At 69.3% G+C, this 26,792-nt stretch carries 30 protein-coding genes; 12 read left to right on the top strand and 18 right to left on the bottom strand.

Annotation, left to right across the window (positions count from 1 at the left end; all coding sequences use genetic code 11):
- Positions 1 to 2: 2 nt before the first annotated feature.
- Both AC07V5_RS29605 and AC07V5_RS29600 read right to left on the bottom strand, forming a co-directional pair.
- Positions 3 to 1,139: a PilT/PilU family type 4a pilus ATPase gene (locus AC07V5_RS29605; protein WP_495119197.1), complete on the bottom strand. Its 1,137-nt coding sequence runs from the start codon at positions 1,137 to 1,139 to the stop codon at positions 3 to 5.
- Positions 1,140 to 1,158: 19 nt separating this feature from the next.
- Positions 1,159 to 2,202, bottom strand: coding sequence for a type IV pilus twitching motility protein PilT (locus AC07V5_RS29600; protein ID WP_495119196.1), 1,044 nt, complete (start codon positions 2,200 to 2,202; stop codon positions 1,159 to 1,161).
- A 24-nt stretch (positions 2,203 to 2,226) separates the two neighbouring features.
- Between AC07V5_RS29600 and AC07V5_RS29595 the strand changes: the two genes are divergently transcribed.
- The 6 genes from AC07V5_RS29595 (at position 2,227) to AC07V5_RS29570 (ending at position 7,399) form a co-directional block, all read left to right on the top strand.
- Positions 2,227 to 2,904 (top strand): YggS family pyridoxal phosphate-dependent enzyme, encoded by a 678-nt coding sequence (locus AC07V5_RS29595; protein ID WP_495119359.1) that lies wholly within the window; start codon positions 2,227 to 2,229, stop codon positions 2,902 to 2,904.
- Positions 2,905 to 2,933: 29 nt separating this feature from the next.
- Entirely contained in the window at positions 2,934 to 3,335 is a 402-nt protein-coding gene (locus AC07V5_RS29590) for a GFA family protein (protein WP_495119195.1), read from the top strand.
- Positions 3,332 to 4,015, top strand: a complete 684-nt coding sequence (locus AC07V5_RS29585; RefSeq protein WP_495119194.1) for a c-type cytochrome — start codon at positions 3,332 to 3,334, stop codon at positions 4,013 to 4,015. The genes AC07V5_RS29590 and AC07V5_RS29585 overlap by 4 nt, the downstream gene beginning before the upstream one ends.
- Positions 4,012 to 5,292 (top strand): c-type cytochrome, encoded by a 1,281-nt coding sequence (locus AC07V5_RS29580; protein WP_495119193.1) that lies wholly within the window; start codon positions 4,012 to 4,014, stop codon positions 5,290 to 5,292. Before AC07V5_RS29585 ends, AC07V5_RS29580 begins: the two co-directional genes overlap by 4 nt.
- A gap of 211 nt (positions 5,293 to 5,503) precedes the next feature.
- The gene (locus tag AC07V5_RS29575) at positions 5,504 to 7,051 is read left to right on the top strand and encodes a methyl-accepting chemotaxis protein (RefSeq protein WP_495119192.1); all 1,548 of its coding nucleotides are present in this window, start codon (positions 5,504 to 5,506) and stop codon (positions 7,049 to 7,051) included.
- 30 nt (positions 7,052 to 7,081) lie between these two features.
- Positions 7,082 to 7,399 (top strand): energy transducer TonB, encoded by a 318-nt coding sequence (locus tag AC07V5_RS29570; protein WP_495119191.1) that lies wholly within the window; start codon positions 7,082 to 7,084, stop codon positions 7,397 to 7,399.
- A gap of 90 nt (positions 7,400 to 7,489) precedes the next feature.
- Here the strand turns inward: AC07V5_RS29570 and AC07V5_RS29565 are convergent, their stop codons facing one another.
- Positions 7,490 to 7,897, bottom strand: a complete 408-nt coding sequence (locus AC07V5_RS29565) for a cold-shock protein (protein ID WP_495119190.1) — start codon at positions 7,895 to 7,897, stop codon at positions 7,490 to 7,492.
- A gap of 109 nt (positions 7,898 to 8,006) precedes the next feature.
- On the opposite strand from AC07V5_RS29565, the gene ylqF reads away from it, so the two are divergent.
- Positions 8,007 to 8,972, top strand: a complete 966-nt coding sequence (gene ylqF / locus AC07V5_RS29560) for a ribosome biogenesis GTPase YlqF (protein WP_495119189.1) — start codon at positions 8,007 to 8,009, stop codon at positions 8,970 to 8,972.
- Positions 8,973 to 9,037: 65 nt separating this feature from the next.
- Positions 9,038 to 10,429 (top strand): wax ester/triacylglycerol synthase domain-containing protein, encoded by a 1,392-nt coding sequence (locus AC07V5_RS29555; RefSeq protein WP_495119188.1) that lies wholly within the window; start codon positions 9,038 to 9,040, stop codon positions 10,427 to 10,429.
- A 6-nt stretch (positions 10,430 to 10,435) separates the two neighbouring features.
- On the opposite strand, the gene AC07V5_RS29550 is transcribed toward AC07V5_RS29555, so the two are convergent.
- Positions 10,436 to 10,693: a hypothetical protein gene (locus AC07V5_RS29550; RefSeq protein ID WP_495119187.1), complete on the bottom strand. Its 258-nt coding sequence runs from the start codon at positions 10,691 to 10,693 to the stop codon at positions 10,436 to 10,438.
- Positions 10,694 to 10,786: 93 nt separating this feature from the next.
- On the opposite strand from AC07V5_RS29550, the gene AC07V5_RS29545 reads away from it, so the two are divergent.
- Both AC07V5_RS29545 and AC07V5_RS29540 read left to right on the top strand, forming a co-directional pair.
- Entirely contained in the window at positions 10,787 to 11,941 is a 1,155-nt protein-coding gene (locus AC07V5_RS29545; RefSeq protein WP_495119186.1) for an acyl-CoA dehydrogenase family protein, read from the top strand.
- 11 nt (positions 11,942 to 11,952) lie between these two features.
- The gene (locus AC07V5_RS29540) at positions 11,953 to 13,155 is read left to right on the top strand and encodes an acetyl-CoA C-acetyltransferase (protein ID WP_495119185.1); all 1,203 of its coding nucleotides are present in this window, start codon (positions 11,953 to 11,955) and stop codon (positions 13,153 to 13,155) included.
- Positions 13,156 to 13,165: 10 nt separating this feature from the next.
- Here the strand turns inward: AC07V5_RS29540 and AC07V5_RS29535 are convergent, their stop codons facing one another.
- From AC07V5_RS29535 to AC07V5_RS29525, 3 genes are all read right to left on the bottom strand, one after another.
- Positions 13,166 to 13,510, bottom strand: a complete 345-nt coding sequence (locus AC07V5_RS29535) for a hypothetical protein (protein ID WP_495119184.1) — start codon at positions 13,508 to 13,510, stop codon at positions 13,166 to 13,168.
- A complete protein-coding gene (locus AC07V5_RS29530; RefSeq protein WP_495119183.1) occupies positions 13,507 to 13,674 on the bottom strand; it encodes a hypothetical protein in 168 nt (55 codons plus the stop codon). The genes AC07V5_RS29535 and AC07V5_RS29530 overlap by 4 nt, the downstream gene beginning before the upstream one ends.
- Positions 13,675 to 13,755: 81 nt before the next feature.
- On the bottom strand, positions 13,756 to 15,783 hold the full coding sequence (locus tag AC07V5_RS29525; protein ID WP_495119182.1) for a S9 family peptidase: 2,028 nt from the start codon (positions 15,781 to 15,783) through the stop codon (positions 13,756 to 13,758).
- A 64-nt stretch (positions 15,784 to 15,847) separates the two neighbouring features.
- On the opposite strand from AC07V5_RS29525, the gene AC07V5_RS29520 reads away from it, so the two are divergent.
- Positions 15,848 to 16,096: a hypothetical protein gene (locus tag AC07V5_RS29520; RefSeq protein WP_495119181.1), complete on the top strand. Its 249-nt coding sequence runs from the start codon at positions 15,848 to 15,850 to the stop codon at positions 16,094 to 16,096.
- Between the two features lie 4 nt (positions 16,097 to 16,100).
- Here the strand turns inward: AC07V5_RS29520 and AC07V5_RS29515 are convergent, their stop codons facing one another.
- Positions 16,101 to 17,258, bottom strand: a complete 1,158-nt coding sequence (locus AC07V5_RS29515; protein WP_495119180.1) for a YbfB/YjiJ family MFS transporter — start codon at positions 17,256 to 17,258, stop codon at positions 16,101 to 16,103.
- On the bottom strand, positions 17,255 to 17,626 hold the full coding sequence (locus tag AC07V5_RS29510) for a YciI family protein (protein WP_495119179.1): 372 nt from the start codon (positions 17,624 to 17,626) through the stop codon (positions 17,255 to 17,257). Before AC07V5_RS29510 ends, AC07V5_RS29515 begins: the two co-directional genes overlap by 4 nt.
- Positions 17,627 to 17,769: 143 nt before the next feature.
- On the opposite strand from AC07V5_RS29510, the gene AC07V5_RS29505 reads away from it, so the two are divergent.
- Positions 17,770 to 18,591 (top strand): M90 family metallopeptidase, encoded by an 822-nt coding sequence (locus tag AC07V5_RS29505; protein WP_495119178.1) that lies wholly within the window; start codon positions 17,770 to 17,772, stop codon positions 18,589 to 18,591.
- Here AC07V5_RS29505 and AC07V5_RS29500 read toward each other — a convergent pair.
- The 9 genes from AC07V5_RS29500 to AC07V5_RS29460 form a co-directional block, all read right to left on the bottom strand.
- Positions 18,588 to 19,142: a protein phosphatase CheZ gene (locus AC07V5_RS29500; protein WP_495119177.1), complete on the bottom strand. Its 555-nt coding sequence runs from the start codon at positions 19,140 to 19,142 to the stop codon at positions 18,588 to 18,590. The genes AC07V5_RS29505 and AC07V5_RS29500 overlap by 4 nt on opposite strands.
- Before the next feature lie 128 nt (positions 19,143 to 19,270).
- Entirely contained in the window at positions 19,271 to 20,071 is an 801-nt protein-coding gene (locus AC07V5_RS29495; protein WP_495119176.1) for a DUF2520 domain-containing protein, read from the bottom strand.
- A gap of 82 nt (positions 20,072 to 20,153) precedes the next feature.
- Entirely contained in the window at positions 20,154 to 20,918 is a 765-nt protein-coding gene (locus tag AC07V5_RS29490) for a class I SAM-dependent methyltransferase (RefSeq protein ID WP_495119175.1), read from the bottom strand.
- 58 nt (positions 20,919 to 20,976) lie between these two features.
- Positions 20,977 to 22,116, bottom strand: a complete 1,140-nt coding sequence (locus AC07V5_RS29485; RefSeq protein WP_495119174.1) for an MFS transporter — start codon at positions 22,114 to 22,116, stop codon at positions 20,977 to 20,979.
- A 43-nt stretch (positions 22,117 to 22,159) separates the two neighbouring features.
- Entirely contained in the window at positions 22,160 to 22,762 is a 603-nt protein-coding gene (locus tag AC07V5_RS29480) for a TVP38/TMEM64 family protein (RefSeq protein WP_495119173.1), read from the bottom strand.
- Positions 22,759 to 24,789 carry an alkaline phosphatase gene (locus tag AC07V5_RS29475; RefSeq protein ID WP_495119172.1) on the bottom strand — a complete coding sequence of 677 codons (2,031 nt, stop codon included), beginning with the start codon at positions 24,787 to 24,789 and terminating at the stop codon, positions 22,759 to 22,761. The genes AC07V5_RS29480 and AC07V5_RS29475 overlap by 4 nt, the downstream gene beginning before the upstream one ends.
- Positions 24,790 to 24,799: 10 nt before the next feature.
- On the bottom strand, positions 24,800 to 25,270 hold the full coding sequence (locus AC07V5_RS29470) for a hypothetical protein (protein WP_495119171.1): 471 nt from the start codon (positions 25,268 to 25,270) through the stop codon (positions 24,800 to 24,802).
- Between the two features lie 90 nt (positions 25,271 to 25,360).
- Complete coding sequence (locus tag AC07V5_RS29465) at positions 25,361 to 26,056, bottom strand: cytochrome b/b6 domain-containing protein (RefSeq protein WP_495119170.1); 696 nt, start codon at positions 26,054 to 26,056, stop codon at positions 25,361 to 25,363.
- Positions 26,031 to 26,537, bottom strand: coding sequence for a rhodanese-like domain-containing protein (locus AC07V5_RS29460; RefSeq protein ID WP_495119169.1), 507 nt, complete (start codon positions 26,535 to 26,537; stop codon positions 26,031 to 26,033). The genes AC07V5_RS29465 and AC07V5_RS29460 overlap by 26 nt, the downstream gene beginning before the upstream one ends.
- Positions 26,538 to 26,792: the final 255 nt, after the last annotated feature.

Here is a 26,792-nt window from a genome sequence, read left to right as displayed (position 1 = left end):
GGTCAGAGGATCGTGAGGTGTTCGGTGCCGGAGGAGAGATCGCCGGAGCGGGCGCGCTCGCTGTTGAGCTTGATCTGCAACCGCAGGTCGTTGACAGAGTCGGCGTTGCGCAGCGCGTCTTCGTAGGTGACCTTGCCGGCTTCGTACAGGTCGAACAGCGACTGGTCGAAGGTCTGCATGCCCTGCTCGCGCGAGCGCTTCATCAGCTCCTTGATCTCGGTGATCTCGCCCTTGAAGATCAGGTCCGAGATCAGCGGCGAGTTCAGCAGGATTTCGACGGCGGCAACCCGGCCCTTGCCCTCGCGACGCGGCAACAAGCGCTGGCTGATCAGCGCGCGCAGGTTCAGCGACAAGTCCATCAGCAGTTGCTGGCGGCGGTCTTCGGGGAAGAAGTTGATGATGCGGTCCAGGGCCTGGTTGGCGCTGTTGGCGTGCAGGGTGGCCATGCACAAGTGGCCGGTCTCGGCGAAGGCAACGGCGTGCTCCATCGTCTCGCGGTCACGAAGCTCGCCCATCAGGATGACGTCGGGGGCCTGGCGCAGCGAGTTCTTCAGCGCGGCCTCCCAGCTGTCGGTATCCAGGCCCAGTTCACGCTGCGTGACGATGCAGTTCTTGTGCGGGTGCACGAACTCGATCGGGTCCTCGATGGTCACGATGTGGCCATAGGTCGTCTCGTTGCGCTCGTCGATCATGGCGGCCAGCGACGTGCTCTTGCCCGAGCCGGTGGCGCCCACGACGATGACCAGGCCGCGCTTGTGTTGCACGACCTCGCGCAAGATGACGGGCAGGTCCAGCGAGGTGATGGTGGGCAGCGTCGACGGAATCGTCCGCAGCACCAGGCCCACCTGGCCCTGCTGCAGGAAGGCGTTCACGCGGAAGCGCCCCACGCCATGCGGCGAGATCGCGAAGTTGCACTCCTTGGTGCGTTCGAACTCGGCCGCCTGCTTGTCGTTCATGATGGCCCGCGCCAGCTGCAGCGTGTGCTGGCCCGACAGCGGCTGCGGCGAGACCTTGGTCAGCTTGCCGTCCACCTTGATGGCCGGCGGGAACTCCGCGGTGAGGAAGAGATCGGAGCCCTTGCGCGACAGCATCAGCCGCAGCAGGTCGTTGATGAACTTGGAGGCCTGATCGCGTTCCATGGTGCGTGTCCTTGGGCGGTCAGCCTGGGAAATTTTCCGGGAATTTCGCCTTGGAGCGAGCTTCGGCGGGGGAAATGATGTTGCGGCGGACCAGGTCCGTCAGGTTCTGGTCCAGCGTCTGCATGCCTTGCGAATTGCCCGTCTGGATGGACGAGTACATCTGCGCCACCTTGTTCTCGCGGATCAGGTTTCGGATGGCCGAGGTGCCCAGCATGATCTCGTGGGCCGCGACGCGGCCCGTGCCGTCCTTCAACTTGCACAGGCTCTGTGAGATGACGGCCACGAGGGACTCCGACACCATCGCCCGCACCATTTCCTTCTCGGCCGCGGGGAACACGTCGACGATGCGGTCCACCGTCTTGGCGGCAGATGACGTGTGCAGCGTGCCGAACACCAAGTGGCCCGTTTCGGCAGCGGTCAGCGCCAGGCGGATGGTTTCCAGGTCGCGCATTTCGCCGACGAGCACGCAGTCCGGGTCTTCGCGCAGTGCCGAGCGCAGCGCGTTGGCGAACGAGTGGGTGTGCGGGCCCACCTCGCGCTGGTTGATCAGGCTCTTCTTGGATTCGTGAACGAACTCGATCGGGTCCTCGATGGTGAGGATGTGGCCGTACTCGTTCTCGTTGAGGTGGTTGACCATGGCCGCGAGCGTCGTGCTCTTGCCGGAGCCGGTCGGGCCGGTCACCAGCACCATGCCGCGGGGCTTCAGCGCCAGTTCGGCGAAGACCTTGGGCGCGGCGAGCTGCTCCAGGCTGAGGATCTTGCTCGGAATGGTCCGGAACACGGCGCCCGCGCCGCGGTTCTGATTGAACGCGTTGACGCGAAAGCGCGCCAAGCCCTGGATCTCGAACGAGAAGTCGACCTCCAGCGTCTCCTCGTACACCTTGCGCTGGGAGTCGTTCATGATGTCGTACACCATGTCGTGGACCGCGCGATGGTCCAGCGCCTCGACGTTGATGCGGCGCACGTCACCGTGCACGCGGATCATGGGCGGCAGCCCGGCCGAGAGGTGCAGGTCCGATGCTTTGTTCTTGACCGAGAATGCCAGCAGCTGAGTGATGTCCATGGTGTGCCTGGAAGTGCTCGGACCATTATGGCGATCTCCGACTCCCTGCAATCCACCAAAAATCGCATCAACGCGGCATGCGTCTCAGCCGGCCGCTCCCCCGGGGCCGTGCGCCTGCTGGTCGTCAGCAAGACCTTCCCCGCTTCTGCAGTGCGCCAAGCCTTCGACGCCGGCGCCCGTGCCTTCGGCGAGAACTATGTGCAGGAGGGCCTGGCCAAGATCGACGAGCTGAGCGACCTGCGCAGCCAGATCGAGTGGCACCTCATCGGCCCGCTGCAGTCCAACAAGACCAAGCCCGTGGCCGAACAGTTCGACTGGGTGCACTCGGTGGACCGGCTCAAGATCGCGCAGCGCTTGTCCGAGCAGCGCCCGGCGGAGCTGGCACCGCTGAACATCTGCCTGCAGGTGAACATCAGTGCCGAGGCGAGCAAGAGCGGGTTGCTGACGGCCGAAGTGGCCGCGCTGGCCCACCAGGTGGCCGCCCTGCCCCGGCTGAAGCTGCGCGGGTTGATGGCCATCCCCGAACCCGGCCCCGGCGCGCTGGCCCAGCACCAGGCCATGGCGGCGCTGTTCCGGGAACTTCAGGCCCAGGGCCTGGCGCTGGACACGCTGTCCCTGGGCATGAGCGCCGACCTCGAAGACGCCATCACAGCGGGCTCGACGATGGTGCGCGTGGGCAGCGCCATCTTCGGCGCACGCTGAGCCCCTTTTTGACTCCGAGGAGATCCAGCATGGACCGATTCACCGGCGGCTGCCTGTGCGGTGATGTCCGCCTCGTCGCTTCGGGGCGCCCTTACCGGGTTGGCCTGTGCCACTGCCTGGACTGCCGCAAGCATCACGGCGCACTGTTCCATGCGTCAGCCATCTTCCCGCAGGACGCCGTCACCATCAGCGGCGACACGCGCGACTACGCCGGGCGGTTCTTCTGCCCCCGCTGCGGCTCGTCCGTCTTCTCGCGCAGCGCGGATGAAATCGAGGTGAATCTTGGATCCCTGGACGCCCCTGACCAGCTGAAGCCGACCTACGAGCTCTGGACCGTCCGCCGCGAGTCCTCGCTGCCGCCGTTCCCGCTCACGCGGCGATACGAGAGGGATCGCGACGCCACCAGCCGCTTCGAGGATGCCGCGTCATGATCCGTTCGCTCGCCGCCGCGCTCTGCCTCGCCGCCACGGCGCTCCAGGCCCAACCCGTTCCCGACAACCTCGCGCAGCGAGCGCTGGCCTGCACCGGCTGCCATGGCAAGGAGGGCCGCGCGGCGCCCGACGGCTACTACCCCCGCCTGGCGGGCAAGCCGGCCGGCTATCTCTACAACCAGCTGCTGAACTTCCGCGACGGCCGGCGCGACTACGGGCTGATGAGCGAGCTCATCGCGCCGCTGTCCGACGCCTACCTGAAGGAGCTGGCCGGCCATTTCGCGTCGCTAGACCTGCCCTACCCGGCGCCCCAGAAGCCCACGCTGCCGGCGCCCGAGCTGGCGCGTGCTGAAGCGCTGATCCGCCACGGCGACGCCGCGCGAAAACTGCCGGCCTGCACCGCCTGCCACGGTGAGCGCCTGACCGGCACCCAGCCGGGCGTGCCCGGGCTGCTGGGCCTGTCGCGCGACTATCTGAACGGCCAGCTCGGCGCCTGGCGCAGCGGCCAGCGGCGCGCGCTGGCGCCCGATTGCATGGCGCATATCGCCAAGACGCTGAGCGAGGGCGAGATCAACGCCATGACGCAGTTCCTGGCCGGCCAGCCCATGCCGGCCGACCCGCATCCGGCCGCCGCCCTGGCCGCGCCGGCGCCGTTGCGTTGCGGGGGGCTGCAACCATGAAGCGGCTGCTGGCGGGGTTGATCCTGTTGGGCCTGCTCGCCGCGGGGGCTGGCTTTGCGCTGCTGGCCTGGCAGCGCGGCCTGAGCGACGCGACGCCGCCCTCCTCCACACCAGCCAGCCTGGGGCGCGGCGCCTACCTCGCCGCGGTCGGCAACTGTGCCGGCTGCCACACGGCCCGCGGCGGTGCGCGGCTGGCGGGCGGGCGGGCCATTCCGACGCCCTTCGGCACGGTGTTCTCCACCAATCTGACGCCCGATGCCACGGGCCTGGGCGGTTGGAGCGCGGACGACTTCTGGCGCGCCATCCACCTCGGTATCAGCCAAGGCGGGCGGTTGCTGGTGCCGGCCCACCCGATCACGAACACCACGCTCGTCACGCGCGAGGACGCCGACGCCCTGCATGCCTGGCTGCAGGCCCAGCCGCCCGTGGCGGCTCCGCGGCGTGAGCATGAGCTGCACGGCCTCTACGGCAGCCAGCTCGCCATCGCCACCTGGCGGGCCCTCTACTTCAAGCCCGGCGTCTACCGGCCGGAGCCCGCCCGTGACGCGACCTGGAACCGCGGCGCCTATCTGAGCCAGGGCCTGGCGCACTGCAGCGCCTGCCATGCCGGCCGCGACGCGCTGGGCGGCGATCGCGGCCCGGCCGACTTCCGTGGCGGCCTGCTGGCCGGCTTGGGCTGGGTGGCGCCCTCGTTGCACGACCCGGCCGAGGCCGGCGTGCAGCGCTGGCCCACCGAGACGCTGCAGCGCTGGCTGCGCGATGGCCACGCCGACGGCCATGCCGCGCAAGGGCCGATGGCCGAGGTCGTGCTTGGCAGCACGGCAGCGCTGAACGACACCGACCTGGCCGCGATGAGCAGTTATCTGCGCGCCCTGCCGGAGCAGGCCGTTGCCGCGCCCGAGCCGGCCAGGCCGGATGCACGCCGGCGTGAGCTCGGCGCCGGCCTCTACCGCGAGCATTGCGCCGCCTGTCACGGCGCGCAGGGCGAGGGCCGGCGTGACGAGAGCGGCGCCCTGGCCTACCCGGCACTGGCCGGCAGCCGCCTGGTGACCCAGGCGAGTGCGGCCAATCTGATCCGCGTCATCGAGCGCGGCGGCTTTGCCCCGGCCACGCCCGGCCACCCCCGGCCTTACGGCATGCCGCCCTTTGCCGGCGTGCTCGGCGTTGACGATCTGGCCGCGCTGGCCAGCCATCTGCGCCAGTCCTTTGGCCACGGGGCCGGCGACGTCGATGCCGTCGAAGTGCTGCGCCTGCGCGCCGCGGCGTCCCAACGGTGACAGGCAAGCCCCCGGGCGCGGGGGCCGACGTGAACGACTTCACGCAAGCCTGCTGCAAGCATGAAGCAAATGGTCACAGGTCGCGACACACTGCGCGCCGGCCCCTGGGTATGGCCGCAAAAACACGGCCGCGAGGCCTACAGTCGTCGTTGAATTCAAGCGCGGCAGCCCGCCGCCGATACCCGAAGATCACCGCAAGGACCTGAACCGCATGAACTTCCTGACGCAATTGCGCATTGGCCAACGCCTGGCCGTGAGCTTCGGCCTGCTGATCGTCCTGCTGGTGGCCATCGGCATCTACGGCGCCTCCAACGCCAACCGCCTGGCCAAAGACCTGGACCGCACCGCGAATTCCAGCCTGGTGAAGATCGCCGCGGCCAACGCGCTGGAGAGCCAGGTCAACATCATTTCGCGCGCCGTGCGCGACTTGCTGCTGCTGGACACGGCCGGCGCCATCAAGAAGCAGAAGGCGGCCATCTCTGGCGCGCTGGAAGAAGCCGAGAAGCAACTGACCGGCCTGGAAGCCGCCGCTGCCGACGGCACCGAGAAGTCCGCGGTGGGCGAAGTGCGTGAGCGCAAGGTCAAGTTCCTGACCGCGCTGGAGAAGTTCCAGAAGATCCAGACCGACGGCAGCCCCGACGAAGCGCGTGAAAGCCTGATCACCGACCTGCGCCCCGCCCAGGCCGCGCTGCAGGAAGGCCTGAAGAAGCTCGTGGACATGCAGTTCGAGAGCGGCAAGGAACTGGCCGTCTCCGGCGGCGAACTGGCCCGCTCGTCGGTCATGCTGACGGCGGTGCTCGTCATTGCCGCCGTGGCCCTGGGCATCGGTGGCGGCATCGTCATCGCCCGCTCCATCGTCGTCCCCGCCCGCAAGGCGCAGGCCGCTGCCGAAGCCATCCGCGACGGTGACCTGACGCAAGACATCCAGGTCGAAGGCCGCGACGAGCTGAGCCAGATGCTGCAGGCCATGAAGGACATGCAGACCGCCTTGTCCGGCGTCGTGCGTGATGTGTCTACCGCCGCTGCTGAAGTGGCGCAGAACTCCGGCTCCATTGCCGACAGCAACTCCAACCTGGCCGAGCGCACCACGCGTTCCGCCGCCAGTCTGCAGAACACCGCCGCCTCGGTGGAAGAGATCGCCTCCACGCTCAAGGGCGCCAGCGACCTGACCCGCCGCGCCGCCGGCATCGCCGTCACGGCCCGTCAGTCGGCCAGCAACGGCGGCGCTGTCGTCTCCAAGGTCGTCGAGACCATGGAAGAGATCAGCGCCAGCTCCAAGAAGATCGGCGACATCATTGGCGTCATCGACGGCATCGCCTTCCAGACCAACATCCTGGCGCTGAACGCCGCGGTGGAAGCGGCGCGCGCCGGCGAACACGGCCGCGGCTTCGCGGTGGTGGCTGCCGAAGTGCGCGCGCTGGCGCAGCGCTCGGCTGGCGCCGCCAAGGAAATCAAGGTGCTGATCCAGGAATCGACCGTCAAGGTCGAGAACGGCACCACGCTGGTCAACAACGCGGGCGTCACCATCCGCAGCGTCGTCGACGAGGTCAACAACATGGGCCAGCTGATCGAGGAGATCTCGCACTCGGCCCAGGAGCAGGCCACGGGCGTGGGCGTCGTCAACGGCGCCATGAACGAACTGGACAAGGCCACGCAGCAGAACACCAGCCTGGTGGGTGAGCTCAGCCGCTCGGCCGACGCGCTGCGCGACAGCTCGACCCGCCTGATCGAGGCGGTCGGGTTCTTCCGCGCCGCCTGAGCCCCAATCACTTACTTTCCAAGGGTCGCCATGTCATTCCTGCGTTCCGCCACCGTCCTCGCTGCCAGTCTGATGCTGGCCCTGGCCGCCCAGGCTACGCCCAAGATCGTCAAGAAGGTGCCGCCGGAATTCCCGGCCGAAGCCACCAAGAAGGGCATCTCCACCGGCGTCATCAAGGCCAAGCTGACCATTGAAGCCGACGGCAAGGTCAGCGACGTCGAAATCGTCGAAGCCGAACCCAAGCGGGTCTTCGACCGCGCCGTGAAGGCCGCGCTGATGGAGTGGAAGTTCGAGCCGGGCGAAAAGGCCACCCACGAAGTCAAGCTCGTCTTCAAGAACGAGGACTGAGTGAGCGCCGAAGACAGGCCCTGCGGCCTGTCTGACGGCTCACGAAGGACTGCGGCATGCAGGCCGCAGGCATGAAATGGGACCGAGCGCCTAGCGCCTCACCCCCGCCGCCACGTCCCCGGCCTTGTTCTGGTTCGGCCAGAACTGCATGCCCCCCACCACCAGCGACACCGCGATGACGGCGCCGGCCGCAAGGCCCAGGCGCCGTTTTCTTTGGGCCTGGCGGGCACGGACATGCGCCGCGCCTACACCGGCCGCCGCTTCCCGCAGGGCCGGGCTGAGCTGGGAGCGCGACAGGCGCCGCAGGTTGACGGCCTGCTTGCGGCCGTCACGGCTGGTCACAATTTCAAAGCTCAGTGGCTCGTCCGGCCGCGGACCTTCGCCATCGGTCGGAAACGCGGCCAGGCCCACAAAGACCTCTTCACCACCGCCAGAGGGGCGGATGGCGCCATAACCGGCGTCATGGTTCCACGCGCTCAACACGCCTTCGAATCTCATATTCACCTCAACGACAACCCTGCAATCTTGGGGGAGGCCGCCGGCACCGCCGAAACCGGATGTAAGCCGTCGACAATCCGCCCTCCCCCGTTTTCTGTTCCTTCAGCGCATGCCTATCAACTGGTTCCCCGGCCACATGAACTCCACCCGTCAGGCGATCAAGGATCGCGTGAAGGCGGGGCTGGACGTGGTCATCGAGCTGCTCGACGCGCGCCTGCCGGGCTCCAGCAGCAACCCGCTGCTGGCCTCGCTGACGACAGGCCGCCCGTCTCTGAAGGTACTCAACAAGCAGGACCTTGCCGACCCCTCAATCACGGGCGACTGGTTGGCTCACTACAACGCCCAGCCGCACACGCGCGCCATCGCGCTGGATGCCGGCGACAAGTCGCCCGCCCGCGCGCTGATCCACGCCTGCCGCGAGCTGGCGCCGCTGCGGGGCGACATGCACAAGCCGCTGCGCGTGCTGATCTGCGGCATCCCCAACGTGGGCAAGAGCACGCTGATCAACACCCTGGTCGGCCGCAAGGCCGCCAAGACGGGCGACGAACCCGGCATCACGAAGCTGGAACAAAAGTTCGTGCTGGAGAACGGTTTTTACCTGTTCGACACACCCGGCATGCTGTGGCCGCGCATCTCCATCGAGCAGAGCGGCTACAACCTCGCCGCCAGCGGCGCCATCGGCCGCAATGCCTTCGACGAGGAGGAGGTGGCGCTGGAGTTGATCGCCACGCTCAAGCACCGCTACGCCGAACGGCTGCAACAACGCTACGGCCTGGCTGAACTGGGCACGGACGACGCGGTGCTGGAGGCTATCGGCCTGAAGCGCGGCGCCAAGGTACGCGGCGGCGCGGTGCAGATGCACAAGGCTGCCGAGGCGCTGCTGATCGACTTCCGCCAGGGCTTGCTCGGCCGCATCACGCTGGAGACGCCCGAGGAGATGGCCGCCTGGCGCCGCGCCGCGGCCGACGAGGAAGCGCGCAAGGCCGCCGAGCAGGAGGCGGCGCGGGTCGCCGAGAAGGAAAAGCGCAGCGGCAAGCGCAAGTCGTCCAGCGGTGACGGGGATACAAGCGCGTGATTCCCCGGCCTTGACCGTCTCTCGGGCGCGCCTATGCTGGCTCGCCCATAACGACAAGAGACATCATGAGCCGACTCTCGCTGCTCGACCTTGCCTTCTTCATCGCCGAGACCGAGGCCAGCCCCAAGCACGTGGCGGGGCTGCAGATCCACCAGATCCCCAAAGGTGGCGGCGCGAACTTCGCCAAGCAGATATTCGACGAGTTCCTGACCCACACCGACGTCCAGCCGCCGTTCAACCAGGTCATCAACTTCGTGTCGGCCGGGCTGATGCCGAGCTGGGTGACGGCGGAGTCGGTGGACCTCGAACAGCATGTCTTCTTCCACAAGATGAAGGCGGGCCACAACGACCGCGACGCCCTCTACGCGCTGACCGCCAAGCTGCACGAGCCCATGCTGGACCGCAGCCGGCCGCTGTGGGAGGTGCACGTCATCGCCGGCCTGTGGGACAAGCAGTTCGCGCTGTACTACAAGATGCACCACGCCGCGGCCGACGGCATCACGATGACGCGCTGGGGCGTCGACTCGCTGCGCACGACGCCCGACGACGACACCGTCACGCCGGTCTGGACCTTTGACCACACGCGCCGCGGCGGCGGCCTGGGGCGCAAGAAGCGCCTGGACCAGGCCGTGGCCGGCACCGTCTGGAAGCAGCTCACCGCCAACAGCAAGCGTGCCGTGGGCATCGGGCGCCTCACGGCGATGCTGGCGCTGGAAGCCGTCAAGCTGACGAAGAACGCCATCGCCCTGCCCTTCATGGCCAGCGGCAGCACGCCCTTCACCGGCAATGCGACGCCCGGCCGCCAGTTCGCCACCGCCGCGGTGCCCATGGCCCGCATCGACGCCATCCGCAAGGTGTCCCGCGCGACGCTCAACCACGTGGCGCTCACCTGCCTGGACGGTGCCATGCACCGCTACCTGGCCGACGAAGGCATCGAGCTGGACCGGCCGATCACGATCCAGATGCCCGTGAACCTGCGCCGCGAGGGCGAGAAGGGCGGAGGCAACAAGATCGGCATCATCCTTGTGGACCTCTCGCCGCCCACCGACGACGCCTATGTGCGGCTGCGCAATGTGGGCTACTCGCTGCGCAACGTGCGCGCCATGATCGACGCCGTCGCGCCCGAGGCCGTCGAGACCTACACCATCCTCACCGGCCTGCTCGGCCAGATCGCCGGCATGCTCAACCTGGCCGACAAGGTCACGCCCATGGGCAACACGCTGGTGTCCAACGTGCCAGGGCCGGCCGAGCGCCTGTACCTGAAGGGCGCGCCGCTGCTGGAAATGCACCCGGTGTCCACGCTGCCCGCCACGCATCTGCTCAACATCACGCTGTTCAGCTACGCGGGCACGCTCTACTTCGGCCTGATCGCTACCGACGCCCTGCCCAATCTGGGCAGGCTGACGGCTTATGTCGAAGAAGAGATCGCGACGCTGGAAAAAGCCGTCGGGATCTAGGGCCGTTTATTGCGGCGGAGGCGGCGGGATCTTCAGCTCGCCGGCCATGCGCTGCGCGGACTCCATGCTGTTCTTGTAGTCCTCCTTGCTCATGCAACGGCGAACCTTGCGATTGGTACCGGTCGCCGCCTCGAAGAAGCAGACCACGTCGGCCTGCGGCCCGTCGGCCATGGCCAATTGCTGAGACTCCGGCTCCGGCGTCGCGCAGGCGGACAACAGCGCCAGCACCGACACAGTGCCCGTGAACTGAAGAAGAAACTTCACGACTAACCCTCCGATGGATTGCAAGCACGAATGTAGCCGCCCGCGGGCGGCGGTCGCGCGCTGGCATCATCAAAGCCGACCAATCGACTCACCATGCCCCTGCCCCTGTTCGATTCCACCTGGATGAGCGCTGAACACCGCCTGCTGCGGGACAGCGCCGCGCGCTTCTTCACGGAGCGCTGGCTGCCGCGCGCCGCGGCCTGGCGGGCGGCCGGGATGATGGAGCGCGACACTTGGCGCGAGGCCGGCGTGCAAGGCCTGCTGTGCGCGGCCATACCGGAGCAATGGGGCGGCAGCGGCGGCGACTTCGGCCACGAAGCCGTCATCGTCATGGAAGCCGCCCGCGCCAACCTCGGTGGCTTTGGCGGCAGCGTGCACTCGGCCATCGTCGCGCCCTACCTGCTGCGCCACGGCAGCGATGCGCAAAAGTCGCGCTGGCTGCCGCTGCTGGCCACGGGCGAGCGCGTCGGCGCCATCGCGATGACGGAGCCGGGCACGGGCTCGGACCTGCAGGCCATCCGCACCCGTGCGCGGCTGGACGGCGATCACTACGTCATCAGCGGCCAGAAGACCTTCATCACCAACGGCCAGAACGCCGACCTCATCGTCATCGTCTGCCGGACCGACGCTGCCCCAGGGGCCAAGGGCCTCTCCCTCTTCGTGGCCGAGATCGACGCCGGCACGGCGGGCCTGACGCGCCGGCGCCTGGACAAGGTCGGCCTGCACGCGCAGGACACCAGCGAGCTCTTCTTCGACGAACTCCGCGTGCCGGCCACACACCTGCTGGGCGACCGCACAGGCCTGGCCTTCGGTCAGTTGATGCAGGAGCTGCCGCAGGAACGCCTCGTCATCGCGTGCCAAGCCGTCGCGATGATGGAGCGCGCGCTGGACGACACGGTTGCCTACGCCAAGCAGCGCGAGGCCTTCGGCCAGCCGATCTGGAACTTCCAGAACACCCGCTTCGTGCTGGCCCAGGCGCAGAGCGATGTGCTGGCCGCTCGCGCCCTCGTCGATGCGGCCATTTCGGCCCACTTGAAGGGCGAACTCGACGCCGCCCGCGCCGCGCTCGTGAAGGCCTGGTGCAGCGACCTGGCCTCGCGCCTGACCGATGCCTGCCTGCAGCTCTTCGGCGGCTACGGCTACATGCTGGAGACCCCCATCGCCGAACTCTGGGCCGATGCCCGCGTGACGCGCATCTACGGCGGCACCAACGAAATCATGAAAGAGCTCGCTTCGCGCAGCATGTGAGGAGACAAAAGATGTTCGACGCCTATCTGTACGACCACTGCCGCACGCCACGCGGCAAGGGCAAGCCCGAGGGTTCCCTGCACGCGGCCACGCCGATCTGGCTGGTGCGCACGCTGCTGCAAGCGCTGCAGCAGCGCACCGGGTTGGACACCGCGCTGGTGGACGACGTGGTGCTCGGTTGCGTCACGCCGATTGGCGAGCAGGGTGGCGACATCGCCCGCATCGCCGTGCTGGACGCCGGCTGGGCCGAGACGGTCGCGGGGGTCACGCAATCGCGCTTCTGCGCATCGGGGCTGGAAAGCGTCAACCTCGCCGCGGCCAAGGTGGCGAGCGGCTTCGAGCGGCTGGTGGTGGCTGGCGGCGTGGAGAGCATGAGCCGCGTGCCCATGGGCAGCGACGGCGGCGCCTGGATGCTGGACGAACGCGTCGTCAACGCCGTCGGCTTCGTGCCGCAAGGCATCAGCGCCGACCTGATCGCGACGCTGGAGGGTTTCACACGCGACGACCTGGATGCCTACGCCGCACGATCGCACCAGCGTGCCGCTGCGGCCCGCGCGGCTGGCCATTTCAACCGTGCCCTCGTGCCGGTGCACGACGAAGGTGGCGCGCTGCTGCTGGCCGAGGACGAAACCATCCGCCCGCAGACGACCGCCGAAACACTGGCCGCGCTGAACGCCAGCTTCATCAAGCTGGGCGCGAAGTTCGACGCACTCGCACTGCGCAAGTACGCGCAGGCGGCGGCCATCGAGCACCGCCACCACGCCGGCAATTCATCGGGCATCGTCGACGGCGCTGCGCTGGTGCTGGTGGGCTCCAAGGCGGGCGGCGACGCGGCCGGCCTGAAGCCCCGCGCCCGCATCCGCGCCGCGGCCGTGACCGGCAGCGAACCCACCATCATGCTGACCGGCACGACACCGGCCTGCCAGAAAGCGCTGCGCCAGGCCGGCATGCAGGCGTCCGACATCGACCTGTGGGAAATCAACGAAGCCTTCGCCGCCGTGCCGATGAAGACGGCGCGCGACCTTGGCCTGGACCTGGATCGCGTCAATGTGAACGGTGGTGCGATTGCGCTCGGCCACCCGCTGGGCGCGACCGGCGCGATGCTGCTGGGCACGCTGCTCGATGAACTCGAGCGGCGTGACCTTCAGACTGGCGCCGTGACGCTGTGCGTGGGTGGCGGCATGGGCATCGCCACCATCATCGAACGGGTCTGAAGAGACCCGATCAGAGGCGCATCCAACCACCGATGCGCAAATGCCAGCGGCCGCCGCGGTTCTCCCAACGGTTGGGCTCGTAGCGGTAGCCGGAGCGCGGCCGGTCGTAGTAGCCCGGCACCCAGTTGTGACGGCCACCGCTCCAGCCCCAGTAGCCGTTGATCCAGACCGCGCCCGGGTAGGGCATGACGGGCACGACCTCGGCATAGGGCGCCGGGGGCGGCGCGTCCACGACGATGCCGGGCTCGGCGTAATAGCCACCGCCCCCGCCACCACCGCGGTGGGCGGGCACGACGATGCAGGCCGACAGCAGCGCCGACGACGCCAGTGCCAGCGCGAAGCTGGCCCGTTTCATCGCCGTGGGCCAGGCTGGCCGTAGACGGGGCCGCTCTGATAGTGACCGCCCCCTTGGTAGTAACCGCCACCGCGGTAGCCGCCGTGACGAGACGGCACGATGATGCAACCCGACAGCAGGGCCGCGGTAGTGATCAGCGTGATGGCCAGGGCCAGTCGTTTCATGAGGGAACTCCAGGCCGCAAAAGCGCGACCGCAGCCCTCTAACCGTCCAGCACCTCAGGCGGATGACGATGTCACACAGAGTTACTTCCCGGCCGGCGGCTTCAGATGGCGGTCCATCCAGGCGATGAAGCGGCTTTCCCAGTCGCGCTGGTAGCTCGGCAGCGACAGGCCGTGGAACTGCCCCGGGTAGATGACGAGCTGGGTCGGCACGCCCAGGGCTTTCAGCGCCTGATACATCTGCTCGCTGCCCGAGATGGGCACGTTGAAGTCCTTCTCGCCGCCCATGAACAACGTCGGCGTCTTGATGCGGTCGGCCTTGAAGAAGGGGTAGGACACCTTCAGCCAGCGCTCGCGCTGCGCCCAGGGCAGGCCCATCTCGCGTTCGTACTGCACGGCGTACTGGTCGGTGCCGAACATGCTGAGCTGGTTGCCGCTGCCGGCACCGCTGACGGCGGCCTTGAAGCGCGTGTCGCTGGCGATCAGGTAGTCGGTCAGCAGGCCGCCATAGCTCCAGCCGCCCACGCCCAGGCGGGCAGGGTCGGCAATGCCCTGCTTCACGGCCCAGTCCACGGCGGCGTGCAGGTCCTGCACCTCCAGCCGCCCCCAATCCGCGTAGATGGTGCGCTGGAAGGCCTGGCCACGGCCGCTGCTGCCGCGGTAGTTGACGAGCAGCACCGCGTAGCCGGCGGCGACGAGGCGCTCGCGCAGCGCGCTTCGCGTAGAGAGTTCCTGCGCATCCTGGCCATTCGGGCCACCGTGGATGAGCAGCACGGTCGGCAGTGGCAGCCTGGCCTCGGGGGGCAGCGCCAGCAAGCCGTGCACTTCGGTGCCATCAGCGCTCTTGGCCGAGAACTCGCGCAGCATGGACAGCGCGAGGCCTGTGCGCCAGGCCTCGTGGTGCGTCGTCAGGGCGCGCGGCGCAGTGCCGTCCACCACATGCAGCTCGGCCGGCTGCTGCCAACCACCGGCGAGGAAAGCGATGCGGCCGTCGCGGGAAACGCTGGCCTGGCCGGCCGTTCCGGCGCCGCTGAGGCGCTGCAGCCTGCCATCCGCCACCGCGATGCGCGTGAGCCGGCTCATCCCGTCGTCATCGACGACGCCAACCAGCGCCGCGCCGTCCGCTGCCCACACGAGCTGCTGCTGCCAGCCGCGGTCCAGGCCCGCGCCCAGCACGCGCGCCGCGCCGCTGGCGACTTCGTAGAGGCCAACACGCCACTGCTGATAGGAACTCCACTTCACCTCGTCGCCCGTCGGCAGCGCGATGAAGCGGCCGTCGGGGCTCCAGGCCGGGTGGGCGTCGGTGTCCGTCATCAGCGTCACCAGCGGCCGCGCACTTGAGCCTGCCTCGGCCAGCATGACGAAGAGGCTGGTCGCCTCGGTGCGGTCGCGCTCGGGCGAGCGATTGCTGAGGAAGGCGAGCTGGCGGCCATCCGGGCTCCAGGCCGGCGCGGTCTCGTCAAACTCGCCGCTCGTCAGCGCGTCGAGCTTGCGGCTGGCCAGGTCCAGCAGCCGCAGATGCTTGCGGCGGCCCTCGAGATAGCCCTCGCGGTCCTGCTTGAAGTGGAAGGCATCGATGACGATGGGCAACGGCGTCTTGCGCTGCCAGCCGGCCAGCTTCTCCGGGTCGGGCGCCTCCTCCTGCACGACGAGGGCGGCGCGGCTGCCGTCGGGTGCAACCGCGTAGTCGTCGACACCGCCGGGAATGTCCGTCAGCTTCTCGGCCTCGCCACCGGCCAAGGGCAGGCGCCACAGCTGGGCGCCCTTCTTCTTTTCATCGTCACTGCCGCGCGTGGCCAGGAAGGCGATGGCCCCGCCGTCCGCGCCCACCCAGTGCGGCTTGCCGGCAACGTCTCCGCCGAAGGTCAGCCGCCGCGGCGCGCCGCCCGCGGCCGTGGGCGCGAGCCAGAGGTCGGTCAGGTATTTGTCCTTGGCCAGATCAGCCACGCGCAGGCCGTAGACAACCCAGCGTCCGTCGGGCGAGATCTCGGGCTCGACGAGGCGCTGCAACGTGTTGGCGGCATCGATGTCGAAGGGCCGGGCGGCGGGCTCGGCCAGGGCCGCAGAGCACAGCAGGCCGGCCAGGCTCAGGGTTGTCAGCAGGTGTCGCATGTCACGGTGTTGGAGGGTCAGGCCCGCGGTATTCTGCGGCGCTTCGTACGAACCTACTTTCGCCATGAAACGAATCCTCCTAACGCTGTTGCCGCTTGCACTGGCCGCCTGCGCCTCGACGCCCCCCACCGACGCCACGCAGGCATCGGGCGACAACGGCACCCTCTGCGAACGCGACGCGCGCACCGGCAGCATGCTGCCGACGACGCGCTGCACCACCGCCGCCGAGCGCGAGGCCGCGCAGCGCAGCACCCAGGCCGTCAGCGAGGCCGTGCGCAACCAGCGCACCGCCCCTCCCGGCAAAGGCAGCTGACCCCTCAGCGAGCGTCCCTCAGTACCGCGGCCAGGCAGACCATGCCGGCCGCCATCACGCCTGCCGTCAGCCACAACGCGGCGTCGAAGCTGCCGCTGGCCTCCACCATGTGGCCGGTCAGCGCCGGCGCGCTGATCTGGGCCAGGCCGTAGCTCAGCGTCAACCGGGCCATCGCCTTGCCCGGGTTGGCGGGTGAACGGCGGCCGACCAGGGCCAGCGTCAGGCTGACGATGCCGATGAAGGTTGCGCCGTACAGCAGGGCTCCCGCCAGCGCGGCGACGAGACCCCCGGCCAGTACCGGCAGCAGCACGGCGAAGATCTGTACGCCGAAAGCGATCAGCAGCGCGCCCACGTCGCCCGTGCGGCGCGCGATGCGGTCCCAGACGAAGACGGCCGGCGTCGAGGCGAGGCCCACCAGCAGCCAGGCCCAGGGGCCCTGCCCTGCCAGCAGCGGCTGCTTCTCCACGATGGCGACCGTGAAGGTCGCGTTGATGACGAAGCCCCAGCCGGCGCAGAAATAAGCCGCCACCATCAGCGCCATCCAGCGCCGGTTCGGCGCCTGGCCGGCCGCGGCCTTCGTGGCCGGTGGCGGCACCGGCGGCCGCCAGGCCCAGGCCGGGATCAGGAAGGCCAGGCCGATCAGCGCAAAGCCCTGCCATTGCGCGGCCCAGCCCAGGCTCAGCCCCGTCATGCCCATGGCCCCCAGCGCCGACACGACGATGCCCAGCCCCAAGCCGATGAAATAGATGCCCAGCTCCGGGCGCCGGCCCGAGCGGATCAGCCAACCCTGCACCAGGCCCGAGCCCAGCAGCATGCCGGCCGCGCCACACAGGCCGCCCAGGTAGCGCGACGCCGCCCACACGCCGAACGACGAGCTCCAACCCATCAGCGCCGTGACGAGCAGCGCCAGCGGCAGCCCCCAGCTGTACAGGCGCTGGCGCCAGACCGGACTCTCGATCCAGGCCGCCAACAGCGCGCCGCTCATGTAGCCGGCGTAGTTGATGGAGGCGAGCAGCCCGCCGTCTGCCACGCCCAGGCCGGCCTGGGCATGCATCTGCGGCAGCAGCGGCGTGTAGGCGAAGCGCGCCAGGCCGATGGTCAACACCAGCGCGCAGATGCCACCAAAAAGAACCTGCCAGGCGCGCAGCGGCGCTGCAGTCACGGGCGGCGTGGGCGGGGCTGCAGGCTGCCGCCGTAGAAGACGTTGAAGGAATGCACGTCGATGCTGAAGGTACCGGCTGCGATGGACGGGTCGCCGTCCATCAGCGCACGTGCCGCCGTCTCGCTCTCGGCGCTAACGACAAGCAGGCCGACGTCGGCATAGCGCGCGCCCATGACCAGGCTGCCGGCGTCGCGCAACCGCTTCAGGTGGGCGCTGTGCTCGCGGAACAGCGCCTGCTCATGCGGCGGTTTGGCGGTGTCCCAACGCGGGCCTGTCCTGGCCTGGATCGCGAACAGCGCCGGCTCGGCCACGGGCGGCGTCTGCGCCTGGGCATCGAGCCCCAGGGCCAACAGGGTTGGCAGGACCAAAGCCCAGCGTCTGGGGACTTTCGCGAGACTGAGCGGCATGGGAACTCCGGGCGACGAACGCGGACCATGTTATGCCCCCTGGCCCGGTGGGTTTCGTCGCGTGTGGGGCTTGCAAAGCACGCCGCCAGACCCAGTTGCCGCCCATGCCGCTGTTCATCTGCTTCTGTCTCGTCCTGCTGGCCGCCGCCGGTATCGCGCTGTGGCCGCTGTGGGTGCGCCACCGCCGCGAGCGCATTGCCAACCGCCCCTTCCCGCAGGCCTGGCGCCGCCTGCTGCGCCGCCACGTGCCGCTGGTGTCCCGCTTGCCGGCGCGCCAGCAACTCAAGCTCAAGGGGCTGATGCAGGTCTTCCTCGCCGAGAAACCCATCCTGGGCTGCCGTGGCCTGCGCGTGACGGATGAGATCCGCGTGACCATCGCCGCCCTGGCCTGCCTGCCGCTGCTGGGCGCGGCGCGTGGCGTGTACCCGGAGCTGCGCCAGGTGCTGGTCTACCCCGGCGCCTTCGTCGTGGACCGGCCGGTGACGGAGTCCGGTGGCGTGCTGTCGGACCAGCGCCGCGTGCTGGCCGGCGAAAGCTGGAGCCAAGGCCAGGTGCTGCTGGCTTGGGACGAGGTCAAGCGCGGCGCGTCAACGCCGGGTGATGGCCACAACGTCGTCATCCACGAGTTTGCCCACCAGCTCGATCAGGCTGGCGGCCCGGCCAACGGCGCGCCCGCACTGCCCACGGCCGAGGCGTATCGGCGCTGGTCGACGGTCATGCAGAACGAGTTCGATGCGCTGCGCTGGCGTTTGGCGCGCGGCGAGCCCAGTTTGATCGACGCCTACGGCGCGACGGATCCGGCGGAGTTCTTCGCGGTGATCAGTGAGCTGTTCTTCGAGCGGCCGATCGAGCTGGCCGCCGGTCACCCGGCGCTGTACACCGAGCTCAGTAGCTACTACCGGCTGGATCCGGCTTCCTGGAATTAGAAGCCGAGGCTGGCCAGCAGGTCGTCCACGTCGTCCTGCTTGAGCGCCTTGTCCGGCGTCTGCACACCGCCCAGCTCGGCGGACACGGCCGCAGCGGCGGGCGCGGGCAGGGACTGGACCAGATCCTTGAGCGGCGGCTCGGCGCGCTCCAGCATCTTGCTGACCTTGTTGATGACCTGGCCGGAGAGATCCTGGAAGTCTTGCGACATCATGATCTCGGTGTGCAGCGACTTCTCGCGAGCGGCAAAGCTCGCGGCGTCGGCGGCATAGGCCGCGCACAGCTTCATCAGCGCACGAGCCCGGTCCGGGCTGATGTTGCTGGACAAGGCCAGGCGGTTCAGTGCGTCGGACAGCGCGCGGCCCTTCTTGCGCACAGCCTCGGCGTCGTCCTGGGCGGCTTCCACCAGGTTGAGCACCTTGGTGGCGGCCTGCTCCGTCATGCTGCGCACATAGGCCAGCCGTTCGCGCGCATCGGGCAGTTCCTCGACCACGTCGTGCAGGATCTGAGCGGCGTCGGCCCGGATCATGGCTTGGATGGACGCGTCGGACATGTGGAACTCCCTGGGTGCGCCCGGCAACTCGTCGGGTCTGCGGCCAGTTTAGGACGCGCACCCCGCCGCGCAAACGCCTGGCGGACAGCCGAACGCGGCCTTTGTCACGCCGACTGCAAACGTCTTCATTACTCCGCCAGCAAGGCCCGCAGCGCCGCGATCTGTGTCACGTCCAGGCGGCCTGCCCGTTCGGCCAGCGCGAGCTGGCGCCGGGCCAGGGCGAGCAGCAGGTCGTCGTCCAGGCCCGCCGCCGCCAGCGCGGCCAGGTGGCGGGCCAGCACACCGGCGTCGCCGCGCGCAACGGGTCCGGAAACGGCACCGGCCAGACCACGCGCCAGCGCCGTGTCCAGCGCGCCGCGGGTCAGCGGCGCGAGGGCCGGCAAGGCGTCGGCCGGCGCCAGGCCAGCGGCCGTCCACAACGTTTCAGCTTCGGCCAAGACAGCCAGCACACCGCTGGCGGCGAGGTTGGCGGCGGCGTGATACGCGGCCCGCGCCTGGGCCGTCATGGGCGATGGCAACGCAAGCGGCACAAGGCCCAGCTTGTGAGCGAGTGCTTCCAGCGCGGGGCGATGGATGACGTCGGCTTCGATGCCAACATGCACGCCCGCGAGGCCGGCGTCGCCGGCCAGCAGCTTCAAAGGATGGAAGCCGGCGGCGGCTGGTGCCGGAGCGAGCGCGGTCAACGGCGTTGCGCCGCTGCAGTGCAAGGCCAGCTGGCCCACCCGCCAAGGCAGGCCAGCGGCAATCGAAGCGATGTGGTCATCAGGTACGGTGAGCCAGACCCAATCGACCGCTTGAACCGCGTCGGCTGGCGAGAACTCGCCTTCGCCCGGCGCACGCCGACCGACGACAACCGTCTGGCCGGCCGCCCTGAGCGCCGGCACGAGCGCCTGCGCCAGGCGCCCGTAACCAACGACCGCATGGATCATGTCTGCCCCTCGACCGCCGAGTACGTCGGTCGGTCCCCCGAGGGGACGAGGGCCGGCTCGGGAGCGGCCCAGCGCTCGGCCCTCAAGGCTTCACGAACTTCAGCGTCATGCGATCACTCTCGCCAATCGCCTGGTACTTCGCACGATCCTTGTCCTTGAGGGCGTAGGTCGGCGGCAGGGTCCAGACGCCGTCGGGGTGGTCGGCCGTGTCCTTGGGGTTGGCATTGACTTCGCTCTTGCCCGCCAGCTTGAAGCCCGCGGTTTCGGCGAACTTGATGACGACCGCCTCATGCACGTAGCCGCTGCTGCCCTTGGGGTCTTGCGTGCGCGAGGCGGGCAGGCGGTGCTCCTCCACGCCCAGCACGCCGCCGGGCTTGAGCGCCTTGAAGGCAGCGTCGAAGACTGCCTGGGCCGTGCCGCCGTTCATCCAGTTGTGCACGTTGCGGAAGGTCAGCACCGCGTCGGCGCTGCCGGCCGGGGCGATGTCGAACGCGCCCTTGGCCGGGTCGAAGCTGGTGATCTTGACCTTGCTGTAGACGCCCATCGACTCCATCTTGGCCTTGAAACGCACGCTGCCGCCGTCGGCTGCGTAGAGCTGGCCACCCTCGCGCAGGTAGGGCGCGAGGATCTCGGTAAACCAGCCACCGCCCGGCACCAGTTCGACGACGGTATCGGTCGGCTTGATGCCGAAGAAGCTCAGCGTTTCATACGGGTGGCGGTGCGCATCGCGGGCGACATTGCCCACCAGGCGGGTGTCGGCCGCGACGGCGGCCTTCAGCGGGTCGGTGCCTTGAGCTTGCGCGCCGGCGGCAGCGAGGGCGAGAGTGGCAATCAGCCAAGTCTTCATAGGGAGTGTCTCCTTGTGGAAGGGCCAGTATCCAGCGCGCGTCGGCCCCTGTCCAAGGTCAGCGACGAAATGCCAATGACGCCAGACCAAGCAGGGCCAGCGCGGCGCCAAACGGCCCCAGCGCATGCAGGCCCAAGCCCTTCAGCACCACGCCGCCGACGCTGGCGCCCAGCGTCGCGCCCACGTAGATGGCCGACGCGTTGAGCGCAAACAGCACTGGCAGCCGCGCCGGGTCCAGCGCCGCCAGCCGCGCCTGCTGCGGCACCATGAAGCTCCAGCCGAACACGCTCCAGACGAACATCAGCCCGCCGACGACCGCCAGCGGCCAGGTCGGCAGCGTCAGCGCCGGCATCAGCAGGCTCTGCGCCAGGCACAGCAGCACCAGCGTGCGGCGCGAGCCGATGCGGTCGGTCAGCCGCCCGCCCATGGCGTTGCCAACGACGGCGCCCAGGCCGAACAGCAGCAGCATGCCCGTCACGCCGTCGCGGCTCAGGCCGTAGACGGTCTCCAGCAGCGGCGCCACGAAGGTGTAGCAAACGTAGAGCGCGCCCATGAACAGCGTCGTGAAAGCAACCGCGCCCATCAGCCGCCCGCTGCGCAGCACGGCGCCCAGGCTCGCCAACGTGGCCACGGGCACGGCGATGCCTGCTGGCAGAGCGATGACGATGGCCGCCAGGCCGAGCGCCGACAACACGGCGACCGCCGCGAAAGCCGCCTGCCAGCCCAGTGCATAGCCCAGCCAAGCACCGGCCGGGATGCCCAGCACCTGGGCCAGCGTCAGCCCGCCGAAGACGACGGACAACGCCTTGCCCTGCTGGCCCGGGCCGGCCAGGGCGACGCCGATGGACGCCGCCACCGGCGTGACGAGGCCGCCGCCCAGGGCCATCAGCGCACGCGCCGCGAGCAGCAGCGCAAAGCTGGGCGCCAGCGCGGCCGCGAGTGACCCGAGGCCGAACAGCGTGAGGCCGATGGACAGCAGCCGGCGCCGATCCAGCCGGCCGGTGGCGGCCACCAGCAGCGGCGAGGTGACGGCATAGGTGGCGGCATAGACACTCATCAGCGCGCCCGCTTGCGCCCGGTCGACGCCAAAGGCCACTGACACCGGTGACAGCACGCCGACGACGACGAAAGCGCCCATGCCGATGACGAAGTTGGCCAGGGCCAGCAGCCAGAGCTGGCGTGTGGTGGATACGTTCATCAGCGCATCTTCCCTGCGGGCGCCGGGCCGTGCCGTGCCAGGGTCAATGGACCGACCAGCCCATCCAGCCCGCCAGCGTGTCGAAGAAGGTCGCGTAGATGATCAGCGGCCCGGGCAGGCCGATCAGCGTGCCCAGCATGTAGTCGCGAAAACGCAGGCCCGACAGCGCCAGCGCGTAGTTCAACGCCGGCACGGTCTGGAAGACCAGGCGCAGCAAGGCCACGCTGCGCACCGGGTGGGCGTCCAGGCGCGCGAACAGCCGCTTGGCCAGCGGCCCGGGCAGCTCGCGCAGCGCATCGGCGCCAAAGGCGCGCACGACGAAGAAGGTGACGACGCAGGAGATCAGCGCGGCCGAGCCCGTGGCCAGCGCCCCCCACAGCGGCCCCAAGGCCAGCACCGCGGCGGCCAGGAAGAACCAGCCGGGCAGTTGGATCAGGTTGCCGATGGCGAACAGCGCGGTGAAGGCGGCAAAGCCCCAGAAGCGATGCTCGCCGAAGCCGTCGCGCAGCGCCTGCGGGTTGATCTGGGCGCGCAGGCCGGTGAACTCGAACAGCGCCCACAACGCCGCCAGCAGGGCCAGCACCGCCGCCAGACGACGCCAGGGCTTGGGAGAACTGGCGGGTGGGGCGGTGTCGGCAGGTTTCAACGCTTGGGTTTGGGCGGCTTCTTGGAGCCGGAAGTATCGGCGGGCGCAACGACGCCCTTGACGGCCGCCTGGGCGAGCTTGAAGAACACGTCGGTGTTGTCGATGACACCGGTGAAGGCCAGCGCGCCAGGGCCGTAGGCGGACAAAGGCACGTCCGTGGCCGTGTGCACGGCCTGCTCGCCGGGCACCTGGCCGGTGACGAGGTAGTCGCCCAAGGCATCGTCGCGCTCCTGCGCGTTGGCGGGGTACCACTTCAACGGCGCATCGCTGGCGAAAGGCTGTTGGACATCGCGCTGCGGCGTCTTCTTCGTGCGCCAGTCTTCGTAGCGGTCGGCGTTGGCGCCGTAGCCCACGAGCAGGCGGTAGTCGATGTCCGTCGTCTCCGGGTAGCCATCGGCGGCGAGCTTGTAGCGCGGGAAGCCGGCCTTCTCGTAGGGGCCGACGACGCTGTTGCGCAGGTTGGCCACACCCTTCTTGGTGGCCAGCTCCACCAGCTGCTTGTCGGTGACGATGGAGCCGCCGATCAGTGCAGCGCCCGAGCATTCATGGTCGGCCGTCACGATGACGAGGGTGTCGCCCTGCTCGGCCGCGAAGTCTTGCGCCACGCGCACGGCGCGGTCGAACTCCAGCGTGTCCAGCATCCAGCGCTCGGTGTCCATCGCATGGGCCTGCTTGTCGATGGAGGCGCCTTCGATCATCAGCACGAAGCCCTTGGGCGCGCGCTTCAGCACGGCGAGGGCCTTGGTGGCCATCTCGTCCAGCATGGGCTGGTCGGGCAGGCCGAAGTCCTCGACGACGCTGGCGCCGCCCAGGCCGTTCTTCTCCGTGCCGCGGCGGCCGTTGATCTTGTCCAGCGCCACGTTCATGTTGGAGAAGGCAAACAGGCCGAGCAGGGGCTTGGCGGCATCGGCCTTGTCGAGGTCGGCCTTGGTGGCGGCGTAGCTGAAGCCGGCGCCCTGGAAGGCCGCGATGAGGTCGCGGCCCTTGTCCATCGCGCCAGCGGCGGCACCCCAGCGCTTGACGATCTCGGCCGTGTGCGCGTCACTGGCCGAGAACGCGTAGTCGCTCGTGTCGGTGCGCGCCGAGCCCGGCGTGCCCGCGGGCAGGAACCACTTGCGGCCGCCGCCCATCAACACGGTCAGGCCGGTCTGGCCACGGTCGTCGAAGAACTGGTCGACGATGCCGGTGCCCGCGCCGCGGTTGCTGGTGTGCACGGCGTTGCCGGCAGGCGTGGCGTCGAAGACATCGGCCGTCGTAACGACGCCGAGCTGCTTGCCCTGCGTGCGGTGCAGGTACTCGGAGAGGTACTCGATGCGCGGGTTGTCGAAGGCGTCGACCGTGTCGTCGGGGAACACGCCCTCCTCGTTGTTGTTGTTCTTGTTGCCGCTGACATAGCTCGTCATGCCGGGCGCCGAGTCCGTGACGATGCTGTTCAGCGACGCGGTCTTGACCAGGGCCGTGGCGGTGAACGTGTCCATCGCCAGCGGCTGCAGTGCCTTGCCTTGCGCGTAGCCATGCACGATGCGCGCAGCCGTGCGCTGCGAGGCGCCCATGCCGTCGCCGAGCAGGATGATGATGTTCTTCACCTTGGGGCCCAGGGCTGCCGTGAAGGGCACGACCTCGAAGTTGCCCTTGGCCACCACCTTCTGGCCATCGGCCTGCGTCGCCTCGACGCTGAACTCATGCTTGCCGGCGACGTCGACCGAGACTGCGCGCGCGGTGGCAATCGCCGTCTCCGCGACCAGGCCCTTGGTGCAGCCGCTGGCGCAGTCGCGCAGTGCGACGGTGGCGGCCACCGGCTTGCCGTCGACGAGGAAACGCGCGGCGGTGATCTTCTGGCCGGCGTCGGGCTTGACGGTGGCCTGCAGGTCGAAGCGCTGGCCCGGCAGGAAGCGGGCGATGACGGGGTCGGCACGGCCGCTGGAGAACAGCTCGCTGGGCGGTGTCAGGCGGGTCACGGCGGGGGCAGCGACGGCGGAACCCGCGGCCAGTGCCGCCAGTACTGCCAAAAGCAGGGTCTGTTTCATCGGAGAGGTCTCAGTGCGAAGGGGGGTGGGCGGCCAGGGCCTCGGGCGCGAGGCGCAGGCGCAGCCAGGACACGCGGCCGGTTTCGTCTTCGGCCGGGCCGTATTCGAGGCGGCCGGTCAGGCCGACCGGGCCGGCCTGGTGAGCGACGACGCGGGCGCGCTGTGCCTCGGGCAGCAGCACGGTGACGGTGGCGGCGGGCAGGTCATCGGCCTCGCCGTCGGCGTGCTCGGCCATGGAGACCGGCCGCGGCGTCAGCAGGAAGCGCCCAGGCTGGGCATGCTCGCGCTGCACCATGAAGCCGACGAGGCGCACCTCGCGGCCTTGTGCCGCCAGCAGCCGTGCCGTCGGCTCCAGCCCACGGGGGCCGATGGGCTGGGCGAAGAAGTCGCCGAAGGCCAGCTCAAGTGGTGCGTCAGCGGCGCGAGCCGCAGGCAAGGCGATCAGGCCGATCAAGGCCAGCAAGGCAGGCAGCAGTCTCATGCAAGGCGGTTGTCGCAAAACCGCCGATGCTGGCCGCGCTGCGTGACAGGAACGTGACGACGGCGCTCCCGCACCGTCGTCAACGAGGGCTCATATCTGCGAAAGCCCGGAGATCCAGAGCAGCGCCCAAGCCCCCGCACCCAGGCCCAGGCTGAGCAGCAGCAGCGGCCAGCGCAGCCGCTCTGCAGCCGCGGAAGCCGCACCCGGGCGCCGGCCTTGCCACATCGCGCGCAGCAGCGGCTGGCGGTGCAGCAGTTCATGCACGGCAATGGCCACCACGTGCAGGCCCAGCCAACCGTAGAGCAGCTTGGCCGCCAGCTTGTGCCAGCCGGTGAGGCTCAGACTGGTGTCCTCCGACACCCAGCCCGACCACGGCCCGGCGAAGCCGATCTCGTCATTGCCGAGCAGGCCGGTCAGCACCTGCGTGACAAGCAGGGCCAGCACGGCGAAGACGGACAGCGCCCCGAGCGGGTTGTGGCCCAGCGCCTGCCAGCGCCCGCGCAGGTAGGCCCACACACGCGAAGGCGCGGGCCAGAACTGCGCGAAGCGCGCATAGCGCGTGCCCCACAGGCCCCAGGCGAGGCGGAACACCAGCAACGCCGCGATGGCCTGGCCGGCGCGCGCATGCCAGGTCATCCACGCTCCACCGAGCAGGCCTGTGGCGATGGTGGCCGTGACGAGCAGCACCAGCGCCCAGTGGAAGACGCGCAGCGGCAGGTCCCAGACCGGGACATCGGCAGGAGCCCCCGCCGCACCGGCCTCAAGGCTGGCGAGCTGCTGCGACATCCGTTCCTCCGGCGGCGGAAGCAGCGGCACGCGGCGCGCGCGGCGGCGGTGCCTGCAAGTGGGTAACGGCCTTGCCGCCTTCGTTCTCGTAGTCCTCGCTGCCGGTGGCGCCGACCACCTTGTAGCCCTTCGCGGCCAGCAGGTCGCCCGCAACGCCAGCGCGCACCGCGTGGTTGGACACGGTCAGGATGACGCGGTCCTTGGGCAGGTAGGCCAGGTGCTTTTCCAGGTCCTTGTTCTGGATGTTGAGGTAGACCGGGAAGCTGCCGTACTTGATGAGCTCGTCGGGGCGGCGCAGGTCCAGCACCAGCAGCTTCTCGGGCTGGGCCAGCAGCGCGTCGACCTCCGGGGCCTTCAGGCGCGGGGTCTTGTTCTTCCATTCGGCAGCGGCGGCGGGCGCGGAGGCAGCAGCGGTCTGGGCTTGCACGAAGGGCGTGGCGGCCAGCAGGGCAGCCATGGCGAGGGTGCTGAGTGCTTTCATTGGGGGGCGGAGTGAAGTGACAGACCCGGGGCACAGCGCAGCTTCCGTGCCAGCCTGCAAGCGCCTCGATGTGCCGGGAAACGCACGCCGCAGCGATCAGAACTGCGGACACAACAGCAGCACCTGCTGACCAACTGTTGCGCCCGCAACAGCCCGGAGCCGGCCGCGGGTGGCAAGCCACAGCACGCGGCCGCAAAACCGGCGCCAAAGGGCTCAAAACCCCCGCCGCCAACGCGAAGCGCATCAGCTTAGAAG

The sequence above is a fragment of the Roseateles sp. GW821-FHT02E12 genome (assembly GCF_059421665.1).
The sequence above is the reverse complement of the archived record's forward strand: the minus strand, read 5'-3'. Positions and strand labels throughout refer to the sequence as shown.

Coding starts and splice junctions, on each gene's coding strand:
- AC07V5_RS29605 (WP_495119197.1), bottom strand. CDS start 1,139: ATGGAACGCGATCAGGCCTCCAAGTTCATCAACGACCTGCTGCGGCTG.
- AC07V5_RS29600 (WP_495119196.1), bottom strand. CDS start 2,202: ATGGACATCACTCAGCTGCTGGCATTCTCGGTCAAGAACAAAGCATCG.
- AC07V5_RS29590 (WP_495119195.1), top strand. CDS start 2,934: ATGGACCGATTCACCGGCGGCTGCCTGTGCGGTGATGTCCGCCTCGTC.
- AC07V5_RS29585 (WP_495119194.1), top strand. CDS start 3,332: ATGATCCGTTCGCTCGCCGCCGCGCTCTGCCTCGCCGCCACGGCGCTC.
- AC07V5_RS29580 (WP_495119193.1), top strand. CDS start 4,012: ATGAAGCGGCTGCTGGCGGGGTTGATCCTGTTGGGCCTGCTCGCCGCG.
- AC07V5_RS29575 (WP_495119192.1), top strand. CDS start 5,504: ATGAACTTCCTGACGCAATTGCGCATTGGCCAACGCCTGGCCGTGAGC.
- AC07V5_RS29570 (WP_495119191.1), top strand. CDS start 7,082: ATGTCATTCCTGCGTTCCGCCACCGTCCTCGCTGCCAGTCTGATGCTG.
- AC07V5_RS29565 (WP_495119190.1), bottom strand. CDS start 7,897: ATGAGATTCGAAGGCGTGTTGAGCGCGTGGAACCATGACGCCGGTTAT.
- ylqF (WP_495119189.1), top strand. CDS start 8,007: ATGCCTATCAACTGGTTCCCCGGCCACATGAACTCCACCCGTCAGGCG.
- AC07V5_RS29555 (WP_495119188.1), top strand. CDS start 9,038: ATGAGCCGACTCTCGCTGCTCGACCTTGCCTTCTTCATCGCCGAGACC.
- AC07V5_RS29545 (WP_495119186.1), top strand. CDS start 10,787: ATGCCCCTGCCCCTGTTCGATTCCACCTGGATGAGCGCTGAACACCGC.
- AC07V5_RS29540 (WP_495119185.1), top strand. CDS start 11,953: ATGTTCGACGCCTATCTGTACGACCACTGCCGCACGCCACGCGGCAAG.
- AC07V5_RS29535 (WP_495119184.1), bottom strand. CDS start 13,510: ATGAAACGGGCCAGCTTCGCGCTGGCACTGGCGTCGTCGGCGCTGCTG.
- AC07V5_RS29530 (WP_495119183.1), bottom strand. CDS start 13,674: ATGAAACGACTGGCCCTGGCCATCACGCTGATCACTACCGCGGCCCTG.
- AC07V5_RS29525 (WP_495119182.1), bottom strand. CDS start 15,783: ATGCGACACCTGCTGACAACCCTGAGCCTGGCCGGCCTGCTGTGCTCT.
- AC07V5_RS29520 (WP_495119181.1), top strand. CDS start 15,848: ATGAAACGAATCCTCCTAACGCTGTTGCCGCTTGCACTGGCCGCCTGC.
- AC07V5_RS29505 (WP_495119178.1), top strand. CDS start 17,770: ATGCCGCTGTTCATCTGCTTCTGTCTCGTCCTGCTGGCCGCCGCCGGT.
- AC07V5_RS29500 (WP_495119177.1), bottom strand. CDS start 19,142: ATGTCCGACGCGTCCATCCAAGCCATGATCCGGGCCGACGCCGCTCAG.
- AC07V5_RS29495 (WP_495119176.1), bottom strand. CDS start 20,071: ATGATCCATGCGGTCGTTGGTTACGGGCGCCTGGCGCAGGCGCTCGTG.
- AC07V5_RS29490 (WP_495119175.1), bottom strand. CDS start 20,918: ATGAAGACTTGGCTGATTGCCACTCTCGCCCTCGCTGCCGCCGGCGCG.
- AC07V5_RS29485 (WP_495119174.1), bottom strand. CDS start 22,116: ATGAACGTATCCACCACACGCCAGCTCTGGCTGCTGGCCCTGGCCAAC.
- AC07V5_RS29475 (WP_495119172.1), bottom strand. CDS start 24,789: ATGAAACAGACCCTGCTTTTGGCAGTACTGGCGGCACTGGCCGCGGGT.
- AC07V5_RS29470 (WP_495119171.1), bottom strand. CDS start 25,270: ATGAGACTGCTGCCTGCCTTGCTGGCCTTGATCGGCCTGATCGCCTTG.
- AC07V5_RS29465 (WP_495119170.1), bottom strand. CDS start 26,056: ATGTCGCAGCAGCTCGCCAGCCTTGAGGCCGGTGCGGCGGGGGCTCCT.
- AC07V5_RS29460 (WP_495119169.1), bottom strand. CDS start 26,537: ATGAAAGCACTCAGCACCCTCGCCATGGCTGCCCTGCTGGCCGCCACG.